This is a genomic window from Kluyvera sp. (assembly GCF_965301105.1).
In genome coordinates this window covers 1-20,270 of the sequence record NZ_CBDKZX010000013.1, presented here as the reverse complement: position 1 = coordinate 20,270, position 20,270 = coordinate 1, and the positions used below count along the sequence as shown (strand labels likewise).

Below are 20,270 nucleotides of genomic sequence, written 5' to 3'. Positions count from 1 at the left end.
AGCAGAATAAAAGCGTGTAATACGCAGCCACCATGGCAGTGACTGCGCTATTTAGCGGGGAGGATTAGTGAAGAAAATGGTATTGAACATCTTCCGGCGGCTGTTCTTCTTCTTCCGGCTTATACAGCAGCTGCTGGGCGGACGCCTCGAGGATGACCATCGAGACCTGCTCTTCGCTTTGCTGCACGAAAGCCGCAAACTGTTCGAAGCTGACCCCAACCGCAGCGGATAAAGACTGGCAAACCACCAGCTTTGGCAGATTATCATCCTGCATATCGAGGAACGCTTTCACGGTCAGCGAGCTGGCGTTAATCGCAGACAGATCTGCCCCCACCGCCAGCAGCGCAGACGGCTTAACCTCGGCCAGCGCCGAGAAGAGCACGACGTTATCAATGAGGTCAATTTTGGCATCGAAGACGCCATCAAAATTTTGCATATGCGGCAGGTGCAGCGCCTGACAGGTGTCACACTCAAAAAAGCTCATGCCTATTTCGTCGAGCCACTGACGTAACGTATCCAGACTCGGGACGACGAGAGAATCCATATTGCCTATGACCTCATGCGGTAAAGTAACATTTCATAAAACACAAACGACCGGGACGGGGCCCGGCCTGAGTACCAGATTGCCATATAGCTTACGCAAAAAAAGCGTCACATACCATGAAAGCCGCACTAGCCACCGATTTTCAGGCAAAATCCAGGGTGTGCCTGTTGCTCGATCCACGCGATCATTTTTCCGGCAATATCGATACCGGTCGTGGTTTCCACCCCTTCCAGCCCCGGCGAGGCGTTCACTTCCATCACCAGCGGTCCGCGCGCTGCGCGCAGGATATCCACTCCCGCCACGTCGAGGCCCAGGGTTTGAGCCGCCTTAACAGCAATCTCGCGCTCGGCGTGAGTAATGTCGGCCACCGTAGCGACACCGCCGCGATGCAGGTTGGAGCGAAAATCGCCCTCCTTCGCCCGTCGCTCAATTGCCGCCACCACCTGATTGCCCACCACCAGGCAGCGAATATCGCGCCCTTTGGCCTCTTTGATGTATTCCTGCACCAGGATATGCGCGTTCAGCCCGCGAAAGGCGTCAATCACGCTCTCCGCCGCCTGTCGCGTTTCGGCCAGCACCACGCCGATTCCCTGCGTCCCTTCCACCAGCTTGACCACCAGCGGCGCGCCGCCGACCATGTCGATAAGATCGCTGGTATCGTCCGGCGAATGGGCAATACCGGTCACCGGAAGGTCGATGCCCTGGCGCGCCAGCAGCTGGAGCGAACGCAGCTTGTCACGGGCGCGGGTAATCGCTACCGATTCGTTGAGCGGGTAGCTGCCCAACATTTCAAACTGACGCAGCGCCGCCATGCCGTAGTAAGTGATAGCCGAGCCGATACGCGGGATCACCGCGTCATAATGCGGCAGCTGGCGCCCTTTATAATGAATAGACGATGCCGACGGATTGATATTCATGTAGCACGAAAGCGGGTCGAGGATCTCGACGATGTGGCCACGGCGAAGGGCGGCCTCGCGCAGACGTTTGCACGAGTAGAGCGTTCCATCCCGGGATAAAATGGCGATTTTCACCCTTTACCTCTCCAAAAAGACCGTAAAAAAAGCCGACGTAGCATACCGCTTTCCCCAGGCCGAATGTATGCGCCCTGACAAAGATTCAGCCCGATAGCGTTGCGCTTATCGGGCCTTCGGGTGACGCATGCTTTAGCGTGTCGCCCAGCCCTGCTTGTGGAGATAATCCAGAATAAACGGTCGACTTTCTTTCACCAACGTACGGCGAATATGGTCGCTCCAGGTATCGCGGCGCGCGTTGGTGCTGCGCGACAGATAATACTGCGCCAGCTGTTCGTCGTACTGCGCCAGCACTTCGCGATCCATCGGCTGGTAGTGGTTTTCATGCACCAACAGCGTGGCAGGTAGACGCGGCTTGAGATCCGGATGGCTCGCCGGCCAGCCCAGACACAGACCAAACAGCGGCAGCACGTGCTTTGGCAGCGCCAGCAGCTCGGTCACGGTTTCGATGTTATTACGCAACCCGCCGATATACACGCCCCCCAGTCCCAGCGACTCCGCCGCGGTCAGCGCGTTTTGCGCCATCAGCGCGGTATCCACCACGCCCAACAGCAGTTGTTCCGCCAGGCCCAGCTGCGCATCAGGGAAAATCTGTAAATGACGGTTAAAATCGGCGCAGAATACCCAGAATTCTGCCGCCTGCGCCACGTGCTGCTGCCCGCCGGTCAGGCCGACCAGCTGCTCGCGCATCGCCTTATCGGTAATGCGAATAATCGATGTACACTGCAAAAAGCTCGAGCTGGACGTTGCCTGGGCGCTGGCGATAATCGCCTGACGCTGATCGTCGCGAATCGGTTCGTCGGTGAATTGACGAATGGAGCGATGGTTAAGCAATACCTCAATGGTCGGTGTCATCTTTGTTTTCCTTTTTTCGCGACTGGCCAGGATTCATCAGCTGCGGCGCTACGGCGCGGGCTATGCCAAGAAATAGCACGCCAGCGGCAGGCAGCATCAGCGCAATTCCCACGAAGATCATCACCACCGCCGCCAGCGGGCTGGCGAACGGCGCGGGCAGCGTGACGTACTGATTCAGCGACAGCCATGCCACCGCCAGCACAATCATGCCGATGGTCTCCAGAATTAAAACGCTTTTCGGTAGTGCTCCCAGCGAACGCATGCCTCTCCTCCTGTGAACCTGTCGCGTATTTTGATAGCCAATTCAGCTCGAGTATAACGGTAAGCGGGGAAAAATAATTAGCCAAACATAGCCTTGATGAATCAGAACAACAGGCAGAACCTTCTTTCCCCTGGTCCCCTGACGCGGCATGATAAGCGCCATTCGCCGACAGGCACATTGATTATTCCGCTCGTTTGAGGAGAGACACTATGTTTACCGTAATTTTTGGTCGTCCGGGCTGCCCTTATTGCGTTCGTGCAAAAGAGCTGGCGGAGAAACTGACTCAGGAGCGCGACGATTTTAACTACCGTTACGTGGATATTCACGCAGAAGGCATCAGCAAAGCCGATCTGGAAAAAACGGTGGGTAAACCGGTTGAAACCGTGCCGCAGATTTTTGTCGATCAGAAACACATCGGCGGCTGCACCGATTTTGAAGCGTGGGCGAAAGAGAACCTGGGCCTGTTTGCCTGATTCGCTTAACGAGACGTGACACGACGCCCGCCCTATAGCGGGCGTTTGTTTTCCCGGCGTTTGTCGTGCAGCAACGAACTGACGAACAGATAGCACAGCGCGCCGAGTGCACACCAGAAGATAGCGCTGAACAACCACGCCAGCTCCTGCCAGAAAGAACCGTGATTCTCGAGAAACAGTCGCGTCAGCAGCAGGCACAGTGGTGCGGCAAGAATCGCCCCCACCAGCGGCAACATCACCCGACGACGCGGAGAGATAAAGCTGGACACGGCGCCAGGAATAATAAAAAACAGCAGGCCGAGTTCAGGATTTCCGGATGCGCGAAATGCGCCCTTGACGTGCAGGACGAGTGAAAAAAAGACCACTATAAAAAGTAAAAAGCAGCATATTATACCGACCCAACCGCGTTCAGTTTTCACACGCATCTCCTGAAAAATTCTCTATCAAACCCCATTCATCACCCTTACGGGCGCCCAGTCAGATAAAGTTTTTGGCTTTCCCTGCCAAAACACTTCGGTGCTAAAAGCGATTGTTGCTAGCCGTAGCTTTCAGGAACGATTAAACTACTGACCGCTATTTTCTGGTTATTTTTTGGGTACAGGATAGCATTAAGCCAACCATCGCCCTTGGTCAACAGTAGACCAAATAACCCTTTCTTTCAACACGTTACTGGTAAACGATAAGTTAGATTCCGTGAATATAAACGTCGCAGATTTGTTAAACGGGAATTACATCCTGTTATTATTCGTGGTATTAGCGCTGGGGCTTTGTCTTGGCAAATTACGTCTGGGCTCCATCCAACTTGGTAATTCCATTGGCGTTTTAGTCGTCTCCCTCTTATTAGGGCAGCAGCACTTTAGTATTAACACCGACGCGCTGAATTTAGGCTTTATGCTGTTTATTTTCTGCGTTGGTGTTGAAGCCGGACCCAACTTTTTTTCTATTTTCTTCCGCGACGGTAAAAATTATCTCATGCTGGGGTTAGTGATGGTCGGCAGCGCGCTGCTGATTGCGCTGGGCCTCGGTAAACTCTTCGGCTGGGATATCGGTCTGACCGCCGGTTTGCTTGCCGGCTCCATGACGTCTACCCCGGTTCTGGTGGGCGCGGGGGATACCCTGCGCCACTCGGGCATGGAGAGCGCTCTGCTGGCGCAGGCGCAAGATCATCTGAGTCTTGGTTATGCCCTGACCTACCTGATTGGTCTGGTGAGCCTGATCGTCGCCGCCCGCTATATGCCGAAGTTCCAGCATCAGGATCTGCAAACCAGCGCCCAGCAGATCGCCCGTGAGCGCGGTCTGGACACCGACACCAATCGAAAAGTCTATCTGCCGGTAATCCGCGCCTACCGCGTGGGGCCAGAGCTGGTTGCATGGGCCGACGGCAAAAATCTGCGTGAACTGGGCATCTATCGCCAGACCGGCTGCTATATCGAACGTATCCGCCGCAACGGCATTCTGGCAAACCCGGACGGCGACGCCGTCCTGCAAATGGGTGATGAGATTTCGCTGGTTGGCTACCCGGATGCCCATGCGCGTCTGGACCCGAGCTTCCGTAACGGTAAAGAGGTGTTCGACCGCGATCTGCTGGACATGCGCATCGTTACCGAAGAGATCGTGGTGAAAAATCATAATGTGGTGGGTCGCCGTCTGGCGCAGCTGAAGCTGACCGACCACGGCTGCTTCCTCAACCGCGTCATCCGTAGCCAGATTGAAATGCCGATCGACGATAACATCGTCCTCAACAAAGGTGATGTGCTACAGGTGAGCGGCGACGCGCGCCGCGTGAAAACCGTCGCCGATCGTATCGGCTTCGTCTCCATCCACAGCCAGGTGACCGACCTGCTGGCCTTCTGCGCCTTCTTTATCATCGGCCTGATGATCGGCATGATCACCTTCCAGTTCAGCAACTTTAGCTTCGGCGTCGGCAACGCTGCCGGATTGCTGTTTGCGGGCATCATGCTTGGCTTCCTGCGTGCTAACCACCCCACCTTCGGCTATATCCCGCAGGGCGCGCTGAACATGGTGAAAGAGTTTGGTCTGATGGTGTTTATGGCGGGCGTCGGCTTAAGCGCTGGCGGCGGCATTGGCAACAGCCTCGGCGTGGTTGGCGGCCAGATGCTGGTTGCGGGACTGTTTGTCAGCCTGGTTCCGGTGGTTATCTGCTTCCTGTTCGGTGCTTACGTCCTGCGCATGAACCGCGCGCTGCTGTTCGGCGCCATTATGGGAGCGCGTACCTGTGCGCCAGCAATGGAAATCATCAGCGACACCGCGCGCAGCAATATTCCGGCGCTGGGTTATGCGGGCACATATGCGATCGCAAACGTGCTGTTAACCCTCGCCGGTACGCTCATTATCATCATCTGGCCAGGACTAGGCGGCTAGCCCTGACAGGGGGAAAACAAAGAAAAGAAAATTTTTTTGCGCAACGCAGAACTTTTCCTCAGGGTGCGAGTCTTAATTAGTGCCACTGCTTTTCTTTGATGTCCCCATTTTGTGGAGCCCATCAACCCCGCCATCTTTGGTTCAAGGTTGATGGGTTTTTTGTTGCCTGAAATTCAGTTAAACCAAACAAAATCAATACATTAAACTCGCTTCGCTTGCATCCCCTCCCCCCTATCCCATACTGATAGAACACGCACCGAACCATGAGGTGACCTATGTTATTAGCAGGCAAAGTCGCGATTATCTTCGGCGGCAGCGGTGCTATTGGCGGCGCGGTAGCGCATGCCATGGCCCGCGAGGGCGCGCTGGTGCATCTCGCGGCGCGCCATCAGGATAAGCTCGACGAGGTGGTCGAAAGCGTGCGCGCGCAGGGGGGCACTGTCAGCACCTTTACCGTTGACGTACTCGATGAACAGGCGACGCAGCGGCGCGTCGCGCAGCTGGCCGAGCAGGCTCACGGCATCGACGTGGTGGTGAACGCGACCGGCTTTATGCATGAGCAGGGAAAACATCTGGAGCGGCTGTCCCTTGCCGAGTTCAGGCAGGGAATCGATCCGTTTCTGGCAGCCCAGTTTATTATCGCCAAATCGACTGCCCCCTATCTGGGTGGACGCCGCCAGGGCGTGATGCTGACCGTCGTCGCCCCGGCAGCCGCGATGGCAATCCCAGGACATCTGGGACATATCGTGGGCTGTGCGGCAACGGAGGCGTTTATTAAAGCGCTGGCAAGCGAACTGGGCCCACGCAACATCCGCGTGCTCGGCGTACGTTCACACGCGATTATCGGGGCCGTAGAAGCGGGCTCCTATACCGGCGAGATCTTTCGCCAGAAGGCGCAGGCAATGGAACTCACCGTCGACGAATGGCTGGGCGGCGCGGCGCAAGGCACCCTGCTTAAACAATTGCCTACGCTCGAGCAGGTCGCCGGAGTGATAACATTTTTGGCCGCTGACGCAGCCGGAGCCATGACCGCGACCATCGTCAACGTGACCGCTGGCGCGACGCTGAGCTAGCGCAGCTTCTCTCCGGCAATGCGCCCTACCATGCTGCGAATATCCTCGCGCGTCAGCGGCTGGCGATCGGTGACAAAATGCAGCGTCATGCCTTCGATAAAGGCGTCCAGCGCGCGGGCGGTCGTCGGGTCGAACCACTGCGCCAGCGTCTGCTGGCTGCGCTTCATCCAGTTCTGCATAATCGCTTTCATCGACGGCGTACTGCTCGCCAGCGCGTACAGCTGATACATCAGGGTCATGTTCTTCGGTGTTGTCACCTGGCTGCTGAAGATGATTTCAGCAACGGCATCACAGGCTTCCGTGGTGTTGGTCACATCGGCGAAGAACGCCGTATACTCTTCCGACATCCGATCGGTAAAGGTGCGAAACGCCTCGCCCAGCAGCGCTTCAATGCCGTCGAAATAATAGGTCATCGACCCCAACGGCACATCGGCACAGGTGGCGATTTTACGGTGCGTGACCGCATTAATGCCGTGGGTGGCGATCGTTTCCAGCGTAGCGTCAACGATGCGCTCCCGGCGCTGCGGGTCATTCGGTCGGCGAGCCATAATTCTCCTCATGCAGATTATGTACAAATGTACACAGTCTTGTTAGTGTTGTCTGCACACTTTCCGACCCGACGCGAATGGATGACAACGTTAACTTCCCGTAAAGCCCTGCAACTGCGGATGTGGGCGCTCTTTATGTTCTTTTTTTTACCCGGTTTATTGATGGCCTCCTGGGCTACACGTACGCCTGCGATCCGCGATATTTTATCGGTTTCTACTGCTGAAATGGGCATCGTGCTGTTTGGCCTGTCGATTGGTTCGATGAGCGGCATCCTTTGTTCGGCTTTTTTAGTGAAACGATTCGGGACCCGCGCGGTGATTCGCACCACTATGTCGTGCGCCATCTTTGGCATGATGATCCTCAGCCTGGCGCTACACTTTGGCTCGGCGTGGATCTTCGCTATCGGCCTGGCCATCTTTGGCGCCAGCTTTGGCTCAGCGGAAGTGGCGATTAACGTTGAAGGCGCGGCGGTCGAGCGCGAAATGAAAAAAACCGTACTGCCAATGATGCACGGCTTTTACAGCTTCGGCACGCTGGTTGGCGCCGGCATCGGCATGGCGGTCACCGCCTTTGGTCTTCCTGCGATGTGGCATATTCTGCTGGCGGCGCTGGTAGGTATTGCCCCCATCGCCATTGCCATTAAGGCCATTCCCGACGGCACAGGCAAAAACGCCGCGGAAGATGCGCAGCACCAGGAAAAAGGCGTGCCCTTCTGGCGTGATATGCAGCTGATGCTGATTGGCGTGGTGGTGCTGGCGATGGCGTTCGCCGAAGGCTCAGCCAACGACTGGCTACCGCTGCTGATGGTGGACGGTCATGGTTTTAGTCCCACCTCCGGCTCGCTCATTTACGCCGGCTTCACGCTGGGTATGACCGTCGGGCGCTTTACCGGCGGCTGGTTTATCGACCGCTACAGCCGCGTCAGCGTGGTGCGCGCCAGCGCGTTGATGGGGGCGCTCGGTATTGCGCTGATTATTTTTGTCGACAGCGCCTGGGTGGCCGGCGTGTCGGTTATTCTATGGGGACTGGGCGCGTCGCTTGGCTTCCCGCTCACGATTTCCGCCGCCAGCGATACCGGCCCGGATGCGCCAACTCGCGTCAGCGTTGTCGCCACCACTGGCTATCTGGCGTTTCTGGTCGGGCCGCCGCTGCTCGGCTTCCTCGGCGAACATTACGGTCTGCGTAGCGCGATGCTGGCCGTCCTGGCGCTGGTTCTGATTGCCGCTCTGGTGGCGAAAGCGGTGGCGAAACCCGAGCCCCGCGTTGTAATGGAGAGTCATTGATGAGCGTTAAACTGATCGCTGTCGACATGGATGGCACATTTTTAAACGACAAGAAAACCTATAACCGCGAACGCTTCCGCCAACAGTATGCGCGGATGAAAGAACAGCAGATTCGCTTTGTGGTCGCCAGCGGCAACCAGTACTACCAACTGGCGTCGTTCTTCCCGGAAATTGTCGATGAAATTGGCTTCGTTGCCGAGAACGGCGGCTGGGTCCGCGACGCCGGAGAGGACGTTTTCAACTGTTCAATGCCGCGCGACCATTTCCAGCAGATTGTGGCGTTCCTGCAAACGCGCCCGGAAATTGAGATTATCGCCTGCGGTAAACAGAGCGCCTACACGCTGAAGCACTATGACCCGCGCTTCCACGACATTGCGGTGCACTATTATCACCGTCTGGAGCTGGTGGAGAATTTCGATAATCTCGACGACACCATTCTCAAATTCGCCCTGAATATTCCGGACGATAAAGTGCCGCAAATGCAGACACTGCTTGATGACAAGCTTGGTCATATGCTCACCGCCGTCACCACCGGTCACGGCAGTATCGACCTGATCATCCCCGGCGTGCACAAGGCACACGGCTTGAGTCTACTGCAGGCGCGCTGGGGCATCCGTAACGAGGAAGTGGTGGCGTTTGGCGACAGCGGCAACGATATTGAGATGCTGAAGCAGGCTGGCTACGGTTTTGCGATGGCCAATGCGTCTGAAGCGGTGAAAGCGGTCGCGAATTATCGTGCGGCGCACAATAACGAAGAAGGCGTGCTGGAGATTATTGATAAGGTGCTCAACGGCGAAGCGCCGTTTGCCTGATTAAGATCCGGCTCGGTTATCGGGCCTACTGGTCGATTATCGATCGTAGGCCCGATAAGCTGCGTAGCGTTATTGCGGCTGTAAGCCGCTGCCGACCGTTTTGTCCCGCAGGAACATCACCATCAGCCCCAGCCACAGCAAACCACCGGCCAGGTTGAACAGGCTGAATAAGCCAATTCCCCCCAACAGGTACATGTGTTTACTCAGCTCAATGCCGACGGTAAAGATCAGCATTTGCAGCATGCCCATCGCCGCGGAGACCGTACCTTTGCTCATCTCGCTGGCAAACAGCGTCAAACGCACCAGCCCGGCGTTCGCCAGACCAATACCGAAGGCGTAGAAGCTTAATCCGGCGGTCATCCACAAATAGGCATGAGACGACACCACCGTCGCCGCAGCGGCCAGAATAAGGCCAAACATAATGGGATATCCCCCCGCGACGATCAGCGCGCGCACCGTGCGGCGCGAGGTCAGACGTGCCAGCACAAGGTTCCCGAGGATCAGCGCGCCGAAAATCGGCACCTGCAGCAGGCCGTATTCATAGCTGCTCGCGCCCTCACCGCTAATAATAATCACCGGCGACTGCGCGATCCACGCCAGCAGCGGCAGGCTGACAAAACCCGTCGCCAGCGCGCCCGCCACGAAGCGGCCATTTTTCAGCACTTCGCGATAATCTCGCCCCAGCTCTTTTAACGACAGCTTCTCGCCAATGCGCGTCGCCGTCTCCGGCATCTCCTTATGCAGCCCGATATAAGCCAGGGCTGCCAGCACCGCGAAGAGCACAAACATGCTCTCCCAACGGGCGACGTGGATCCACGCGGCCCCCACCAGTGGCCCCAGTAATGGCGCAATCAATGCGACGTTGGCCATCAAGGCGGTTATCTTGATACAGGTCGCCTCATCGTAAGACTCCTGAATCGCCGCATAACCCACCGCGCCAATAAAGCACAGACTCACACCCTGTAAAAAACGCAGGAAAGTGAACTGCTCAATATTTTGCACCAGCAGAGTCGCCAGACAGGTGACGATAAACCAGACCACGCCAGTGAGCATGACCGGACGGCGGCCAATGCGGTCCGATAGCGGCCCCAGCAGCCATTGCAGGAACATACCGCCGGCAAGGTAGGCGGTCATCGAGGTCGGCACCCATTCATCTCCAGCGTTGAATTCCTTCACCACTGCGAGCATGCCGGGCTGGATCATATCGTTGCCGATATAGGTAGAAAACTCATAGAGCACGAGGCAAAGCGGGAACAGAATCGCCTTGCGCCCTAAGCGTTTCCGGGAAGAAGATAAAGTGTCCATATGACTCGTATGCATTCTAAAAACGCGCAAGTTTAATCAATGCACGCTAGTGGTGATAGTCAATTATCACGCAGCTTAACAATTTCGCACAAATTGATGTTGTTAAGCGTTGTTAAGATTGGCTTAAGGTAGTTGGCACTATACTCTACGCAATGCGACAGGCCGCCTTAAATTGCGTATAGCGAATCAGACAATGCCGCTTTACCCGCCAGAAACGGCTTTTTAAGGTAGCTGTCATATAAACGTCATCTATTAAGCCGGAACGCTATGCTGGAAAACCTGAACCATTCGCTGTTTTTGCTCATCAATGCCACCCCTGCCTCGGCGGCGTGGGAAATTTCATTGGCGACATTCATCGCGCAGGATCTGATCCTGATCGTCCCTCTGCTGGCCGCCGCCATGTGGTTATGGGGTGAACGTAAGCAGGTGCATGCTCAGCGTCATCTGGTGATTAAAGTCGCGCTGGCGATTGCCGTTAGCCTTACGCTGTCGTGGACGATTGGTCAGCTATTCCCGCACGAGCGTCCGTTTGTCGAAAACGTCGGCCATACGTTCCTGCACCACGCGCCGGATAACTCCTTCCCGAGCGACCACGGCACGGTGATATTCACCTTCGCGCTGGCGTTCCTGTTCTGGCACCGCCTGTGGTCCGGGCTGGTGCTGATGGTCGTGGGGATGGCGATTGCCTGGTCCCGCGTCTATCTCGGCGTACACTGGCCGATGGATATGCTCGGCGGTTTCCTCAGCGGCCTCGTAGGTTGCATGGTCGCGCAAATGCTGTGGCACTCCATTGGCGCATTGGTTTACCCGCGCCTTCAGCAGCTGCACCGCATTATCTTCTCTGTTCCGATTCGTAAAGGCTGGGTGCGTGACTAGCACTTCGCTCGCAGGTAAAATAACGCGCTGAGCCCCGGCGACCTGCCGGGGCATGTCCACCAGAGGCACTATGGAAACACGACGCGACGAGCGAATTGGCCAACTGATTCAGGCACTGAAACGTAGCGATAAGCTGCATCTTAAAGAAGCGGCGGCGCTGCTTGGCGTTTCTGAAATGACGATTCGTCGCGATCTTAACAGCGAAAGCGGGCCGGTCGTGCTGCTGGGGGGCTACGTGGTGCTGGAACCGCGCAGCGTGCCGCACTATTTACTGAGCGACCAAAAAACCCGCCTGGTGGAAGAAAAAAAGCTGGCGGCACGCCATGCCGCAAAGCTGCTCAAGCCGCACCAGATGGCGTTTTTCGACTGCGGCACCACCACTCCGTGGATTATCGATGCCATTGATAACGATCTGCCTTTTACCGCCGTCTGCTACTCCCTCAACACTTTCCTCGCGCTACAGGATAAGCCCAACTGTCGGCCTATTCTTTGCGGCGGCGAGTTCCACGCCAGCAACGCTATTTTCAAACCGCTGAGCGAGCAGGATACGTTGTCGCACCTGTGCCCGGACATCGCTTTCTATTCCGCGGCGGGTATCGACATCGAGATGGGCGCAACCTGTTTTAATCTGGAAGAGCTGCCGGTGAAGCACTGGGCAATGCGCCAGGCGCGCTATCATGTGCTGGTAGCGGATCACAGCAAGTTTGGCAAAGTGCGCCCCGCCCGCATGGGCGATCTGACGCGCTTTGATGTGATTGCCAGCGACACCAGTCCGGATGAAGAACTGGTGGCACTGGCGAAACAGCAGCAAATCTCGCTGCTGTATTAATCAGGCATTACGAGAACCAGCTGCCGAACCACTCGTGGAATTTCATCAGCACGAAGTCCATCATCCGGCTAAAGAACCCGCCCTCTTCGACCGCTTCCATGACGATCAGCGGGCGCTGTTCGATGGTTTTGTCGTTGAGTTTAAAATCAATGGTCCCCACCACCTGCCCTTTGGTCAGCGGCGCGGTCAGCTGCGGCTGAGTTAAGCTGTAGCTGGCCTTCAGGTTTTTCAGCTGGCCTTTCGGAATCGTCACCGAACCGGCTTCCCCGGCCCCCAGATTCACTTCGCTCTTGTCGCCAAACCACACTCGCTGGCTGACAAAGGTCGCATCCGGCTTAATCGGGGTGACGGTTTCAAAGAAACGGAAGCCCCAGGTCAACAATTTTTCCGACTCGTTAAACCGCACACGATCGCTCTTGGTGCCCAGCACCACGGCAATCAGGCGCATATCGCCCTGGGTGGCCGATGACACCAGGTTGTAGCCCGCGCCGGCGGTCGTACCGGTTTTCACGCCGTCGACGTTGAGGTTGGTGCTCCACAGCAGGCGGTTACGGTTCGGCTGGCGGATATTGTTGAAGGTAAACTCTTTCTCTTTGTGCACCGCGTACTCTTCCGGCACATCGTGGATCATGGCTTTGGTCAGCAGCGCCATGTCGCGCGCGGTGCTGTACTGCCCCGGCGCATCCAGGCCGTGAACAGTTTTGAAGGTGGTATTTGTCAGGCCAATTTTCTGCGCATAGCCGTTCATCAGACTCACAAAAGAGTCCTGACTGCCTGCAACGTAGTCGGCGATGGCGATGCTGGCATCGTTGCCCGACTGGATGATCACCCCTTTATTGAGGTTCTCGACGGAGACTTGCTCACCCGGCTTGAGGAACATCACCGAGGATCCGCGCAGCGCCGGGTTGCCGGTGGCCCATGCATCACGGCCAATCGTGACCATATCGGTCAGCTTGATTTTGTTCGCCTTCAGCGCCTGGCCAACCACGTAGCTGGTCATGATTTTCGTCAGGCTGGCCGGGTCCAGCTTCTCATCGGCATTGCCTTCGGTCAGTACCTTACCGCTGGCATAGTCCATCAATATAAACGCGCGCGCGTCGATAGCCGGCGCATCGGGCATCTGCTCCGCCGCCTGCACCGCCGGTGCAATCAAAAGTAAAAGCGCAGAGCCTGCCATCAGGCTCCTGAAGGCGTTAGCGTTACACATCATAAAAACCACCCAAGTATCCATTCCCAAAACACGCCACGACAGTGCCGTGCTGCACCAGGCCGTGAGTAATAACGTAGAAACTCTCTTAAAGAAACAGTGAGTTGGTAAAGTTTTTTAAGTTTACGCAAGATCCCCAACTTGTGCTTAAAACCTGACATTTTTTTTGATCAAGATTGCGTAAGCGTTAACTTTGCCGCACATTGAACCTTCGCTAAAAAAACGGGAGTGGTTATGGTTACGCTGTGGGGACGAAATAATTCAACGAACGTGAAAAAAGTGCGCTGGACGCTGGCCGAACTCAACCTGCCCTATGAGCAGATTATGGCGGGTCAGGGCTTTGGCGTGAACCGCGACGCAGCCTATCTGGCGCTCAATCCGAACGGTCTGGTGCCGATGTTGAAAGACGGTGATGACGTGTTGTGGGAGTCCAATACTATTGTCCGCTACCTGGCGGCGCAGTACGGAACTGACAGCCTGTGGCAAGCCAGCCCCATTCAGCGCGCCAAAAGCGAAAAATGGATGGACTGGGCCAACGAGACCCTGTCCCCGGTGCATCGCAAGATTCTCATCGGGCTGGTAAGAACCCCAGCGGAACAGCGCAATATGGCGGAGATTGAAGCGGCCATTGAAGCCTGCGAGCCGCTGCTGGACATTCTGGAGAACACGCTGGCGAAACAGACCTGGCTCTCCGGCGAAGCGTTCGGCGTGGGCGATATCGCCGTCGCGCCGTTCGTCTATAACCTGCTGGAAACCGTCAAGACCTGGCAGCCACGCCCACACCTCGCGCGCTGGTATCAGCAGCTAGCCGAGCGCCCTGCATTCCGCGACGTCGTGATGATTCCCGTCAGCTGATTTTTTCAGGTGCGCTGGCTGCTGCCGCGCACCTGCAACTTGCCCACCAGCCGGATATGGGCGGCGGTATCGTCGCCATCGCAGAGATAGCTCACCGCCATTCGACCCAACTCGTTATAAGCGAGCTGCACGCTGGTCAGCGCCGGCGTCAACTGATGAGCAATCCGCTGATCGTCATAACCACACACCAGCACGTCCCCTGGAATCGACACATTCAACGTTGCCAGCGCCTGATAGCAGCCGAGCGTCATCCAGTCGCTAGCGCAGAAGATGGCCTGCGGCGGCTGCGGCAGGCGCATCAGCTCCAGCGTGGCTTTAAACGTGGCATCCAGCGACCAGTCCGTTTGCTTGATCAACGCTTCATCCACCGTAATGCCCGCATGCTCAAGCGTCTGGCGATACCCTTCCAGGCGCAGCACGCTGGCATCCATCCACTCATCGCCCATGATGTGCGCGATGCGCGTCACCCCCTGCGCCAGCAAATGGTTGACGGTCTGACAGGCGTTAGCCCGGTCATCCGGCAGGAAAGTCGGCAACAGCGGGCGGTTGGGATCGTACTGGTTCAGCAGCACCACCGGCTTATTGATTAACGGTTCAAAGGGTGAAAAGTCGAAGACGCGCGTTACCGAGCTGGCGAGAATGACTCCCGCGCAGTTGCGCCGCTCCAACTGACGGAGAATCTGCACGGCCAGTTCCATATCGTCGCCGTAATCGTAAACGGTCAGCAACGTATCACGCTGCCATGCCGTGCTGCTGGCCTCGCTAATGGCGTCAACAAAGGGATCGTAATTCGGCATCCCGCTGAGCAGCAGCGCAATCTCCTCCTGCCCGTCCTTACGGTGCGGCACGATAATTTTTTGATAGCCCAACGCCTGCGCCGCGGCATACACCCGGTCGCGCGTGGCATCACTCAGACGAATTGCCCGACTATTGTTGAGCACCAGCGAAACGGTCGCCTGAGAAACACCGGCTTCCCTGGCGATATCACTCATCGTTATCTTATTTTTTTTCTGCATGATTACTCCTTATCGCCGCCGACTATAGCACAGTTATCCCACATCTTTTTTGTGAACGCCCCAGCAGAATGACAGCCTTGTGATTGCGTATCCACCGTCAGTTAATAAATATTAGCTAATAATTATTAGCAACGGAGAAACAGAAATGCATTCACAATGGACCGAATCTCAGGCGCAAGCATGGTTTAAACAACACGGCTGGGCCTGTGGGTTTAACTATTTGCCGCGCAGCGCGGTGAACTGGACTGAAATGTGGCAGGCCGACACCTTTGACGCCGCAGTGATCGATCAGGAGCTGGGCTGGGCGCATGATTACGGCTATAACGCCCTGCGCACCAACCTGCCGTTTATTGTCTGGGAAGCGGATCGCGACGGTCTGCTGGCGCGCATCGACACCTTCCTGAGCCTCGCCGCGAAACACGATATCCAGGTCATGCTGACGCTGATGGACGACTGCGGCTTCTCCGGCGACGAGCCATACCTCGGCCCGCAAAAACCACCGCGCGAAGGCGTCCACAACAGCCAGGCTGCCGCCAGCCCTGGCCGCGCTATCGTGATGGATCCACAGCAGTGGCCGCGGGTTGAAGCCTACGTACGTGACGTGCTGACCCGTTTTAAAGACGACGCGCGCATCACCATCTGGGATCTCTACAACGAACCGGGAAACCGCGGCATCAACCTGTCGCCAACGGAATCAACCGAGTATGACGAAGCGCTGGAAAGCTACGCCCTGGAGCTGATGATCGCCACCTTTGGCTGGGCGCGCGACGTGGGGCCAACCCAGCCGCTGACCGTTGGCGCATGGCATATCGATCACGACAAGTACGGCACGCTGGAACATCCGATCGACGCTGCCGCAATGGATCTGTCAGACATCATCACCTACCACAACTACAACACCGCCGCCCGCCAGCTGAGCGTGCTGGAGAATCTGGTTCGCCGTAATCGTCCCGTTCTGTGTACCGAGTGGCTGGCCCGCCATATGGACTGCGTCTTCAGCGAACAGCTACCGCTGTTCTGCGCCTTTGATACCGGCTGCTATCAGTGGGGGTTGGTACAGGGCCGCACGCAAACCTGGATCCCATGGACCAGCGTGAATAAAAACCACCCTGATCCGCAGTCGCTCTGGTTCCACGATGTGTTAACGCCAGAAGGTAAGCCGTGGTGCGAGCAGGAAATGCAGCTGGTGAAAGGTTTAACGACCTGGCGTCGGCAGCAGCGTTAATCTTATGACACGGAGGATTCATCCATGAAAAAGTCGATATTGTTCCTGCTTGCCTGCTGCAGTTTCGGCGCGATGCCCATCGCACACAGCGCCGATCAGGTGGAACTCCGTTTTGCCTGGTGGGGCGGCAAAGCCCGTAACCAGGCCACCTTAAAGGCGCTGGAAGCCTTTGAGGCCAAATATCCCAATATCAAAGTGAAGGCGGAATACACCGGCTGGGACGGCTTCTACTCGCGTCTGACCACGCAGATCAACAGCAATACCGAGGCCGACGTTATCCAGGCCAACTGGAACTGGCTGACGCTGCTGTCAAAAACCGGCGACGGTTTTTATGACCTCAATAAACTGGCGAAGCCTATTGGACTCGATCAGTTTTCTCCGGAGTCGCTGGCCAGCACCACAGTGAATGGCAAGGTCAACGCCATTCCGGTTTCCGCCAACGTGATGCTGTTTTACTACAACGCCGCCACGTGGAAAAAAGCCGGCGTTGCGTTACCCAAAACCTGGGACGAACTGCTGAAGGCCGGGCCGGTATTTAAAGAGAAGCTGGGTGATAACTACTATCCATTGATTCTCACGGAGCAGGATTCTCTGCTGCTCCTGAACTCGTATGTCTATCAGGGCAACCAGAAACCGATGGTCGATGAGAAAGCCCGCAAGCTCGGCTGGAACCATGCCGATCTGGTCGAGGCGTTCACCTTCTATCGTAAGCTGGTTGACGCCCACGCGGTGCCGGACGCCCGTACCATGGCATCGTTTGGCAAAGGCGTGGCCTATGAGATGAAACCGTGGATCAACGGTGAATGGGGCGGCGTCTATAACTGGAACGTGTTGTACACCGCCGAGTCGCAGAATCTGGCCAATCCGGCGGATCTGGTGATGGGGCCGTATCCGATGCGCGAAGGGGCAAAAGACGCCGGGCAGTTCCATAAAACGGCGCTGATGCTGTCTATCAGCAAAAACACGCGCCACCCGGAGGAAGCGGCAACGCTGATTAACTTCCTGATGAGCGAGAAAGAAGGCGTTATCCCTGTGGCGCTGGAGCGCGGCGTGCCGCTAAGCAAGTCAGGTGAAAAAATCCTGCGCGACGCGGGCCTGTTAACCGATGACGACCCGGTGATTTCCGGGCTACTGCAGTCCGCCTCGCTGCCGAATAAGTCGAAGGCGCTGCCGTACCTTGAAGATCCGCAGTTTGGCGCCTTGTTCAGCTCCGCGCTGCAAAGCATCGATTACGGTAAAGCCACGATCGACCAGACCGCGACCAACTTTGAAGAGCAGGCTAACCGCATTTTACGTCGCATTATGCGCTAGCACGACGAGCAGGGGGACGAATGTCCCCCTGGTTTCAGGTTTCCACCACGGGAGTCCCTGCATCCAGCTTACGAATGCTTTTCGTCAACGCCGCCAGACAGCGATCGAGCGTTTCTACGTTAACCGCGATATACGAGGGGCAATCATAGCGCCCACTCATCAGGCAAACCGCAGCAGAGGCCATCGCCTCGCCCGCCTGCCGCATCATTTCCAATTCGTTCAGTGATGTGCAGCGCTTAAGCGCGACCGCGTTATCACGCAGCTCGCTGCACAATTCAAGCAGGTTAGTACGCAGATGATCGTTTTCACCGACTGACATATACCCCTTTGCCTTCCTCAGTTGCAAATAGGCATCAAGGTCAATTCGCGCGTTGATGAGCCTCCCCACCAGCTTGCGTTTCAGTTTGCTTTCCGTCATGCATTTACCTCCCTTGCCACCCATTGGCATTCTCATTATGAGATTACTTAACGTACAAAATGCTGCGCGATATCAACAATTCATCATTTGCAACATTTTTAACAACAAACCAACCTTGAACATCGTCGGGACTGGAAAAAGCCTCGACCGCCCTGCCCCTATATCAGACTGTCATTGATGCCGCGTTAACGCGTCGCCGACTACACTGTGACTATTCAGACGACAAAAAAGGATGTTGTGCATGTTATTTCAGGAAAGAGTAAGGGTGACGGCCTGTGCATTAATGCTGTTATCCGCAAGCGCCTCCCCGGTTATTGCCGCGCCGTCGCAGGCCAAAGAGCATGAAAATACGGCCACTCTGGCCGCCGACCATGGGCTTAGCGAAGCCGCCCAGCAGTATCTGATGCATTACCCTTCCCGTAGTGGCGTTGACGGACATTCGCCGCGCGTGGACTCCGCCGCGGTGTTTATTCCAAAAGGGAAAGCGCCGGAAGGCGGATGGCCCGTCGTGGTCTGGGCGCATGGCACCGTCGGCGTAGCCAGCCAATGCGCACCATCGCTCAATGAACGTACCGTCCGCGATAAACAGTACCTTAATACCTGGCTTTCGCTGGGCTACGCCATCGTGGCGCCGGACTATGCCGGTCTGGGTTCGGAAGGCGTACACCACTATCTCAATGCCCGTGGGGAAGCGTGGAGCATACTGGATGGCGTTCGCGCCGCGCTGCGCCAGTTTCCGCTGAAGAATGAACTGACTCTGGTCGGTCAATCACAAGGGGCTCACGCGGCATTTTCCAGCGCAGGATTCCAGCCTCAGTACGCGCCGGAACTGAACATCCGCGCCACGGTATTAACCGGCACACCGTATTTTGCGATCGGAACCACCGCTGCTGATATTCTGCCGCCAGCAAAAGGGGATAATCAGAACGCCGGAGATCCTAAGATTCCGTATATCTTCTATATCTACCTCGCCGCAGCAGACGCCGATCCCTCGCTGAAGCCAGAAAATTATTTCCAGGACAGCGCGCTGCCACTGTTGGAACAGGCGAAAAATCTCTGTATCACACCGCTGACGCAAAAGACCATGCAGGCCGGTCTCAATGCCAGCAATACGCTTAAACCCGCGATAGAAAGCCTGTTAAGCAATGGGATCAACACCATGTTGTATCCGACAATGCATATTCAGCACCCGGTATTTATCGGTATTGGCAGCGCGGATATCAACGTTCCCACCGCCATGCAGCTGCGCTTCGCCGATGCCGTTAAAGCCGCCGGCACGCAGGCAGAAGTGCATGTTTATGAAGGGCTTGACCACAGCGGTACCGTCAATCCATCGCTGCGCGATTCCGTGCCCTTCCTTATCCGGGGCGATGTGGCGAAAAAAGAGTAATACGTCACCAGGCGGAAAGCATAATGCAGGCGCTTTTCTGGCCTGCATTCGTGCTCACGAAGCGCATTATTAACGTATCGTTTTCCTGACAATCAGATGACCATCGGATATAGCTGTAGCGTTGGGGCATGATGTATACTCCGCGTTTTCCTGAGCAATGATTCGTACATAAAATGAGCAAAATTGGTTTTGTATCTTTAGGCTGTCCGAAAAACCTGGTCGATTCCGAGCGCATCCTTACCGAGCTGCGCACCGAAGGTTATGAGGTGGTGCCCACTTATGAGGGTGCCGATATGGTCATCGTCAATACCTGCGGCTTTATCGACAGCGCCGTCCAGGAATCCCTGGAAGCGATCGGTGAAGCGCTACAAGAAAACGGTAAGGTCATCGTGACCGGCTGCCTGGGCGCCAAAGAAGATCAAATTCGCGAAGTGCACCCGAAAGTGCTGGAAATCACTGGCCCACACAGCTATGAGCAGGTTCTGGAGCACGTACACCACTACGCGCCAAAACCACAGCACAACCCGTTCCTGAGCCTGGTGCCGGAACAGGGCGTTAAGCTGACGCCGCGCCA

The 20,270-nt window shown here is 56.3% G+C and carries 21 protein-coding genes and 1 pseudogene; 12 read left to right on the top strand and 10 right to left on the bottom strand.

Translation table 11 applies throughout. The features are described from left to right. Positions 1 to 64 precede the first annotated feature (64 nt). The 4 genes from ACW14G_RS07725 to ACW14G_RS07710 form a co-directional block, all read right to left on the bottom strand. The gene (locus ACW14G_RS07725; protein ID WP_065355637.1) at positions 65 to 544 is read right to left on the bottom strand and encodes a type III secretion system chaperone family protein; all 480 of its coding nucleotides are present in this window, start codon (positions 542 to 544) and stop codon (positions 65 to 67) included. A 128-nt stretch (positions 545 to 672) separates the two neighbouring features. Next, on the bottom strand, positions 673 to 1,575 hold the full coding sequence (rimK, locus tag ACW14G_RS07720) for a 30S ribosomal protein S6--L-glutamate ligase (protein ID WP_249022111.1): 903 nt from the start codon (positions 1,573 to 1,575) through the stop codon (positions 673 to 675). Positions 1,576 to 1,707: 132 nt separating this feature from the next. Then, positions 1,708 to 2,430: an oxygen-insensitive NADPH nitroreductase gene (gene nfsA, locus ACW14G_RS07715; RefSeq protein ID WP_167576320.1), complete on the bottom strand. Its 723-nt coding sequence runs from the start codon at positions 2,428 to 2,430 to the stop codon at positions 1,708 to 1,710. Continuing rightward, positions 2,414 to 2,692 (bottom strand): DUF1418 family protein, encoded by a 279-nt coding sequence (locus tag ACW14G_RS07710; protein WP_065355635.1) that lies wholly within the window; start codon positions 2,690 to 2,692, stop codon positions 2,414 to 2,416. Before ACW14G_RS07710 ends, nfsA begins: the two co-directional genes overlap by 17 nt. 209 nt (positions 2,693 to 2,901) lie before the next feature. Here ACW14G_RS07710 and ACW14G_RS07705 point away from each other — a divergent pair, with 209 nt between their 5' ends. Next, complete coding sequence (locus ACW14G_RS07705; protein WP_064548642.1) at positions 2,902 to 3,165, top strand: GrxA family glutaredoxin; 264 nt, start codon at positions 2,902 to 2,904, stop codon at positions 3,163 to 3,165. Between the two features lie 32 nt (positions 3,166 to 3,197). On the opposite strand, the gene ACW14G_RS07700 is transcribed toward ACW14G_RS07705, so the two are convergent. Next, the gene (locus ACW14G_RS07700; protein ID WP_163446985.1) at positions 3,198 to 3,584 is read right to left on the bottom strand and encodes an inner membrane protein YbjM; all 387 of its coding nucleotides are present in this window, start codon (positions 3,582 to 3,584) and stop codon (positions 3,198 to 3,200) included. 274 nt (positions 3,585 to 3,858) lie between these two features. Here ACW14G_RS07700 and ACW14G_RS07695 point away from each other — a divergent pair, with 274 nt between their 5' ends. Further along, positions 3,859 to 5,547, top strand: a complete 1,689-nt coding sequence (locus ACW14G_RS07695) for an aspartate:alanine antiporter (protein ID WP_163446987.1) — start codon at positions 3,859 to 3,861, stop codon at positions 5,545 to 5,547. Between the two features lie 275 nt (positions 5,548 to 5,822). After that, positions 5,823 to 6,620, top strand: a complete 798-nt coding sequence (locus ACW14G_RS07690; RefSeq protein ID WP_249022112.1) for an SDR family NAD(P)-dependent oxidoreductase — start codon at positions 5,823 to 5,825, stop codon at positions 6,618 to 6,620. On the opposite strand, the gene ACW14G_RS07685 is transcribed toward ACW14G_RS07690, so the two are convergent. After that, positions 6,617 to 7,168: a TetR/AcrR family transcriptional regulator gene (locus tag ACW14G_RS07685; protein WP_163446991.1), complete on the bottom strand. Its 552-nt coding sequence runs from the start codon at positions 7,166 to 7,168 to the stop codon at positions 6,617 to 6,619. The two genes, ACW14G_RS07690 and ACW14G_RS07685, sit on opposite strands and share 4 nt — an antisense overlap. 81 nt (positions 7,169 to 7,249) lie before the next feature. On the opposite strand from ACW14G_RS07685, the gene ACW14G_RS07680 reads away from it, so the two are divergent. Further along, positions 7,250 to 8,452, top strand: a complete 1,203-nt coding sequence (locus ACW14G_RS07680) for an MFS transporter (RefSeq protein WP_163446993.1) — start codon at positions 7,250 to 7,252, stop codon at positions 8,450 to 8,452. Then, complete coding sequence (locus tag ACW14G_RS07675) at positions 8,452 to 9,264, top strand: Cof-type HAD-IIB family hydrolase (protein WP_167576322.1); 813 nt, start codon at positions 8,452 to 8,454, stop codon at positions 9,262 to 9,264. Before ACW14G_RS07680 ends, ACW14G_RS07675 begins: the two co-directional genes overlap by 1 nt. A 69-nt stretch (positions 9,265 to 9,333) precedes the next feature. Here the strand turns inward: ACW14G_RS07675 and ACW14G_RS07670 are convergent, their stop codons facing one another. Beyond that, positions 9,334 to 10,569, bottom strand: coding sequence for an MFS transporter (locus tag ACW14G_RS07670; protein WP_167576323.1), 1,236 nt, complete (start codon positions 10,567 to 10,569; stop codon positions 9,334 to 9,336). 267 nt (positions 10,570 to 10,836) lie between these two features. On the opposite strand from ACW14G_RS07670, the gene ybjG reads away from it, so the two are divergent. Together ybjG and deoR are read left to right on the top strand one after the other, a co-directional pair. Next, complete coding sequence (ybjG, locus tag ACW14G_RS07665; RefSeq protein ID WP_064548552.1) at positions 10,837 to 11,445, top strand: undecaprenyl-diphosphate phosphatase; 609 nt, start codon at positions 10,837 to 10,839, stop codon at positions 11,443 to 11,445. A 70-nt stretch (positions 11,446 to 11,515) separates the two neighbouring features. Further along, positions 11,516 to 12,274, top strand: a complete 759-nt coding sequence (gene deoR, locus ACW14G_RS07660) for a DNA-binding transcriptional repressor DeoR (protein WP_065355616.1) — start codon at positions 11,516 to 11,518, stop codon at positions 12,272 to 12,274. A 7-nt stretch (positions 12,275 to 12,281) separates the two neighbouring features. Here deoR and dacC read toward each other — a convergent pair whose 3' ends face one another. Then, positions 12,282 to 13,484 (bottom strand): serine-type D-Ala-D-Ala carboxypeptidase, encoded by a 1,203-nt coding sequence (dacC, locus tag ACW14G_RS07655; protein ID WP_163446999.1) that lies wholly within the window; start codon positions 13,482 to 13,484, stop codon positions 12,282 to 12,284. A gap of 231 nt (positions 13,485 to 13,715) precedes the next feature. Between dacC and ACW14G_RS07650 the strand changes: the two genes are divergently transcribed. Then, positions 13,716 to 14,336, top strand: a complete 621-nt coding sequence (locus ACW14G_RS07650; RefSeq protein ID WP_065355615.1) for a glutathione S-transferase family protein — start codon at positions 13,716 to 13,718, stop codon at positions 14,334 to 14,336. Positions 14,337 to 14,341: 5 nt separating this feature from the next. On the opposite strand, the gene ACW14G_RS07645 is transcribed toward ACW14G_RS07650, so the two are convergent. Then, the gene (locus tag ACW14G_RS07645) at positions 14,342 to 15,352 is read right to left on the bottom strand and encodes a LacI family DNA-binding transcriptional regulator (RefSeq protein ID WP_249022113.1); all 1,011 of its coding nucleotides are present in this window, start codon (positions 15,350 to 15,352) and stop codon (positions 14,342 to 14,344) included. A gap of 145 nt (positions 15,353 to 15,497) precedes the next feature. On the opposite strand from ACW14G_RS07645, the gene ACW14G_RS07640 reads away from it, so the two are divergent. After that, entirely contained in the window at positions 15,498 to 16,577 is a 1,080-nt protein-coding gene (locus tag ACW14G_RS07640; RefSeq protein WP_163447003.1) for a cellulase family glycosylhydrolase, read from the top strand. A 24-nt stretch (positions 16,578 to 16,601) separates the two neighbouring features. Further along, positions 16,602 to 17,888 carry an ABC transporter substrate-binding protein gene (locus ACW14G_RS07635; RefSeq protein ID WP_249022114.1) on the top strand — a complete coding sequence of 429 codons (1,287 nt, stop codon included), beginning with the start codon at positions 16,602 to 16,604 and terminating at the stop codon, positions 17,886 to 17,888. A gap of 34 nt (positions 17,889 to 17,922) precedes the next feature. Here ACW14G_RS07635 and ACW14G_RS07630 read toward each other — a convergent pair whose 3' ends face one another. After that, on the bottom strand, positions 17,923 to 18,306 hold the full coding sequence (locus tag ACW14G_RS07630; protein ID WP_223802214.1) for a biofilm formation regulator BssR: 384 nt from the start codon (positions 18,304 to 18,306) through the stop codon (positions 17,923 to 17,925). Between the two features lie 241 nt (positions 18,307 to 18,547). Here ACW14G_RS07630 and ACW14G_RS07625 point away from each other — a divergent pair, with 241 nt between their 5' ends. Next, on the top strand, positions 18,548 to 19,696 hold the full coding sequence (locus tag ACW14G_RS07625; protein ID WP_249022115.1) for a lipase family protein: 1,149 nt from the start codon (positions 18,548 to 18,550) through the stop codon (positions 19,694 to 19,696). A 173-nt stretch (positions 19,697 to 19,869) separates the two neighbouring features. Continuing rightward, positions 19,870 to 20,270 (top strand): annotated as a pseudogene (gene rimO, locus ACW14G_RS07620) (30S ribosomal protein S12 methylthiotransferase RimO); the annotation flags it as partial.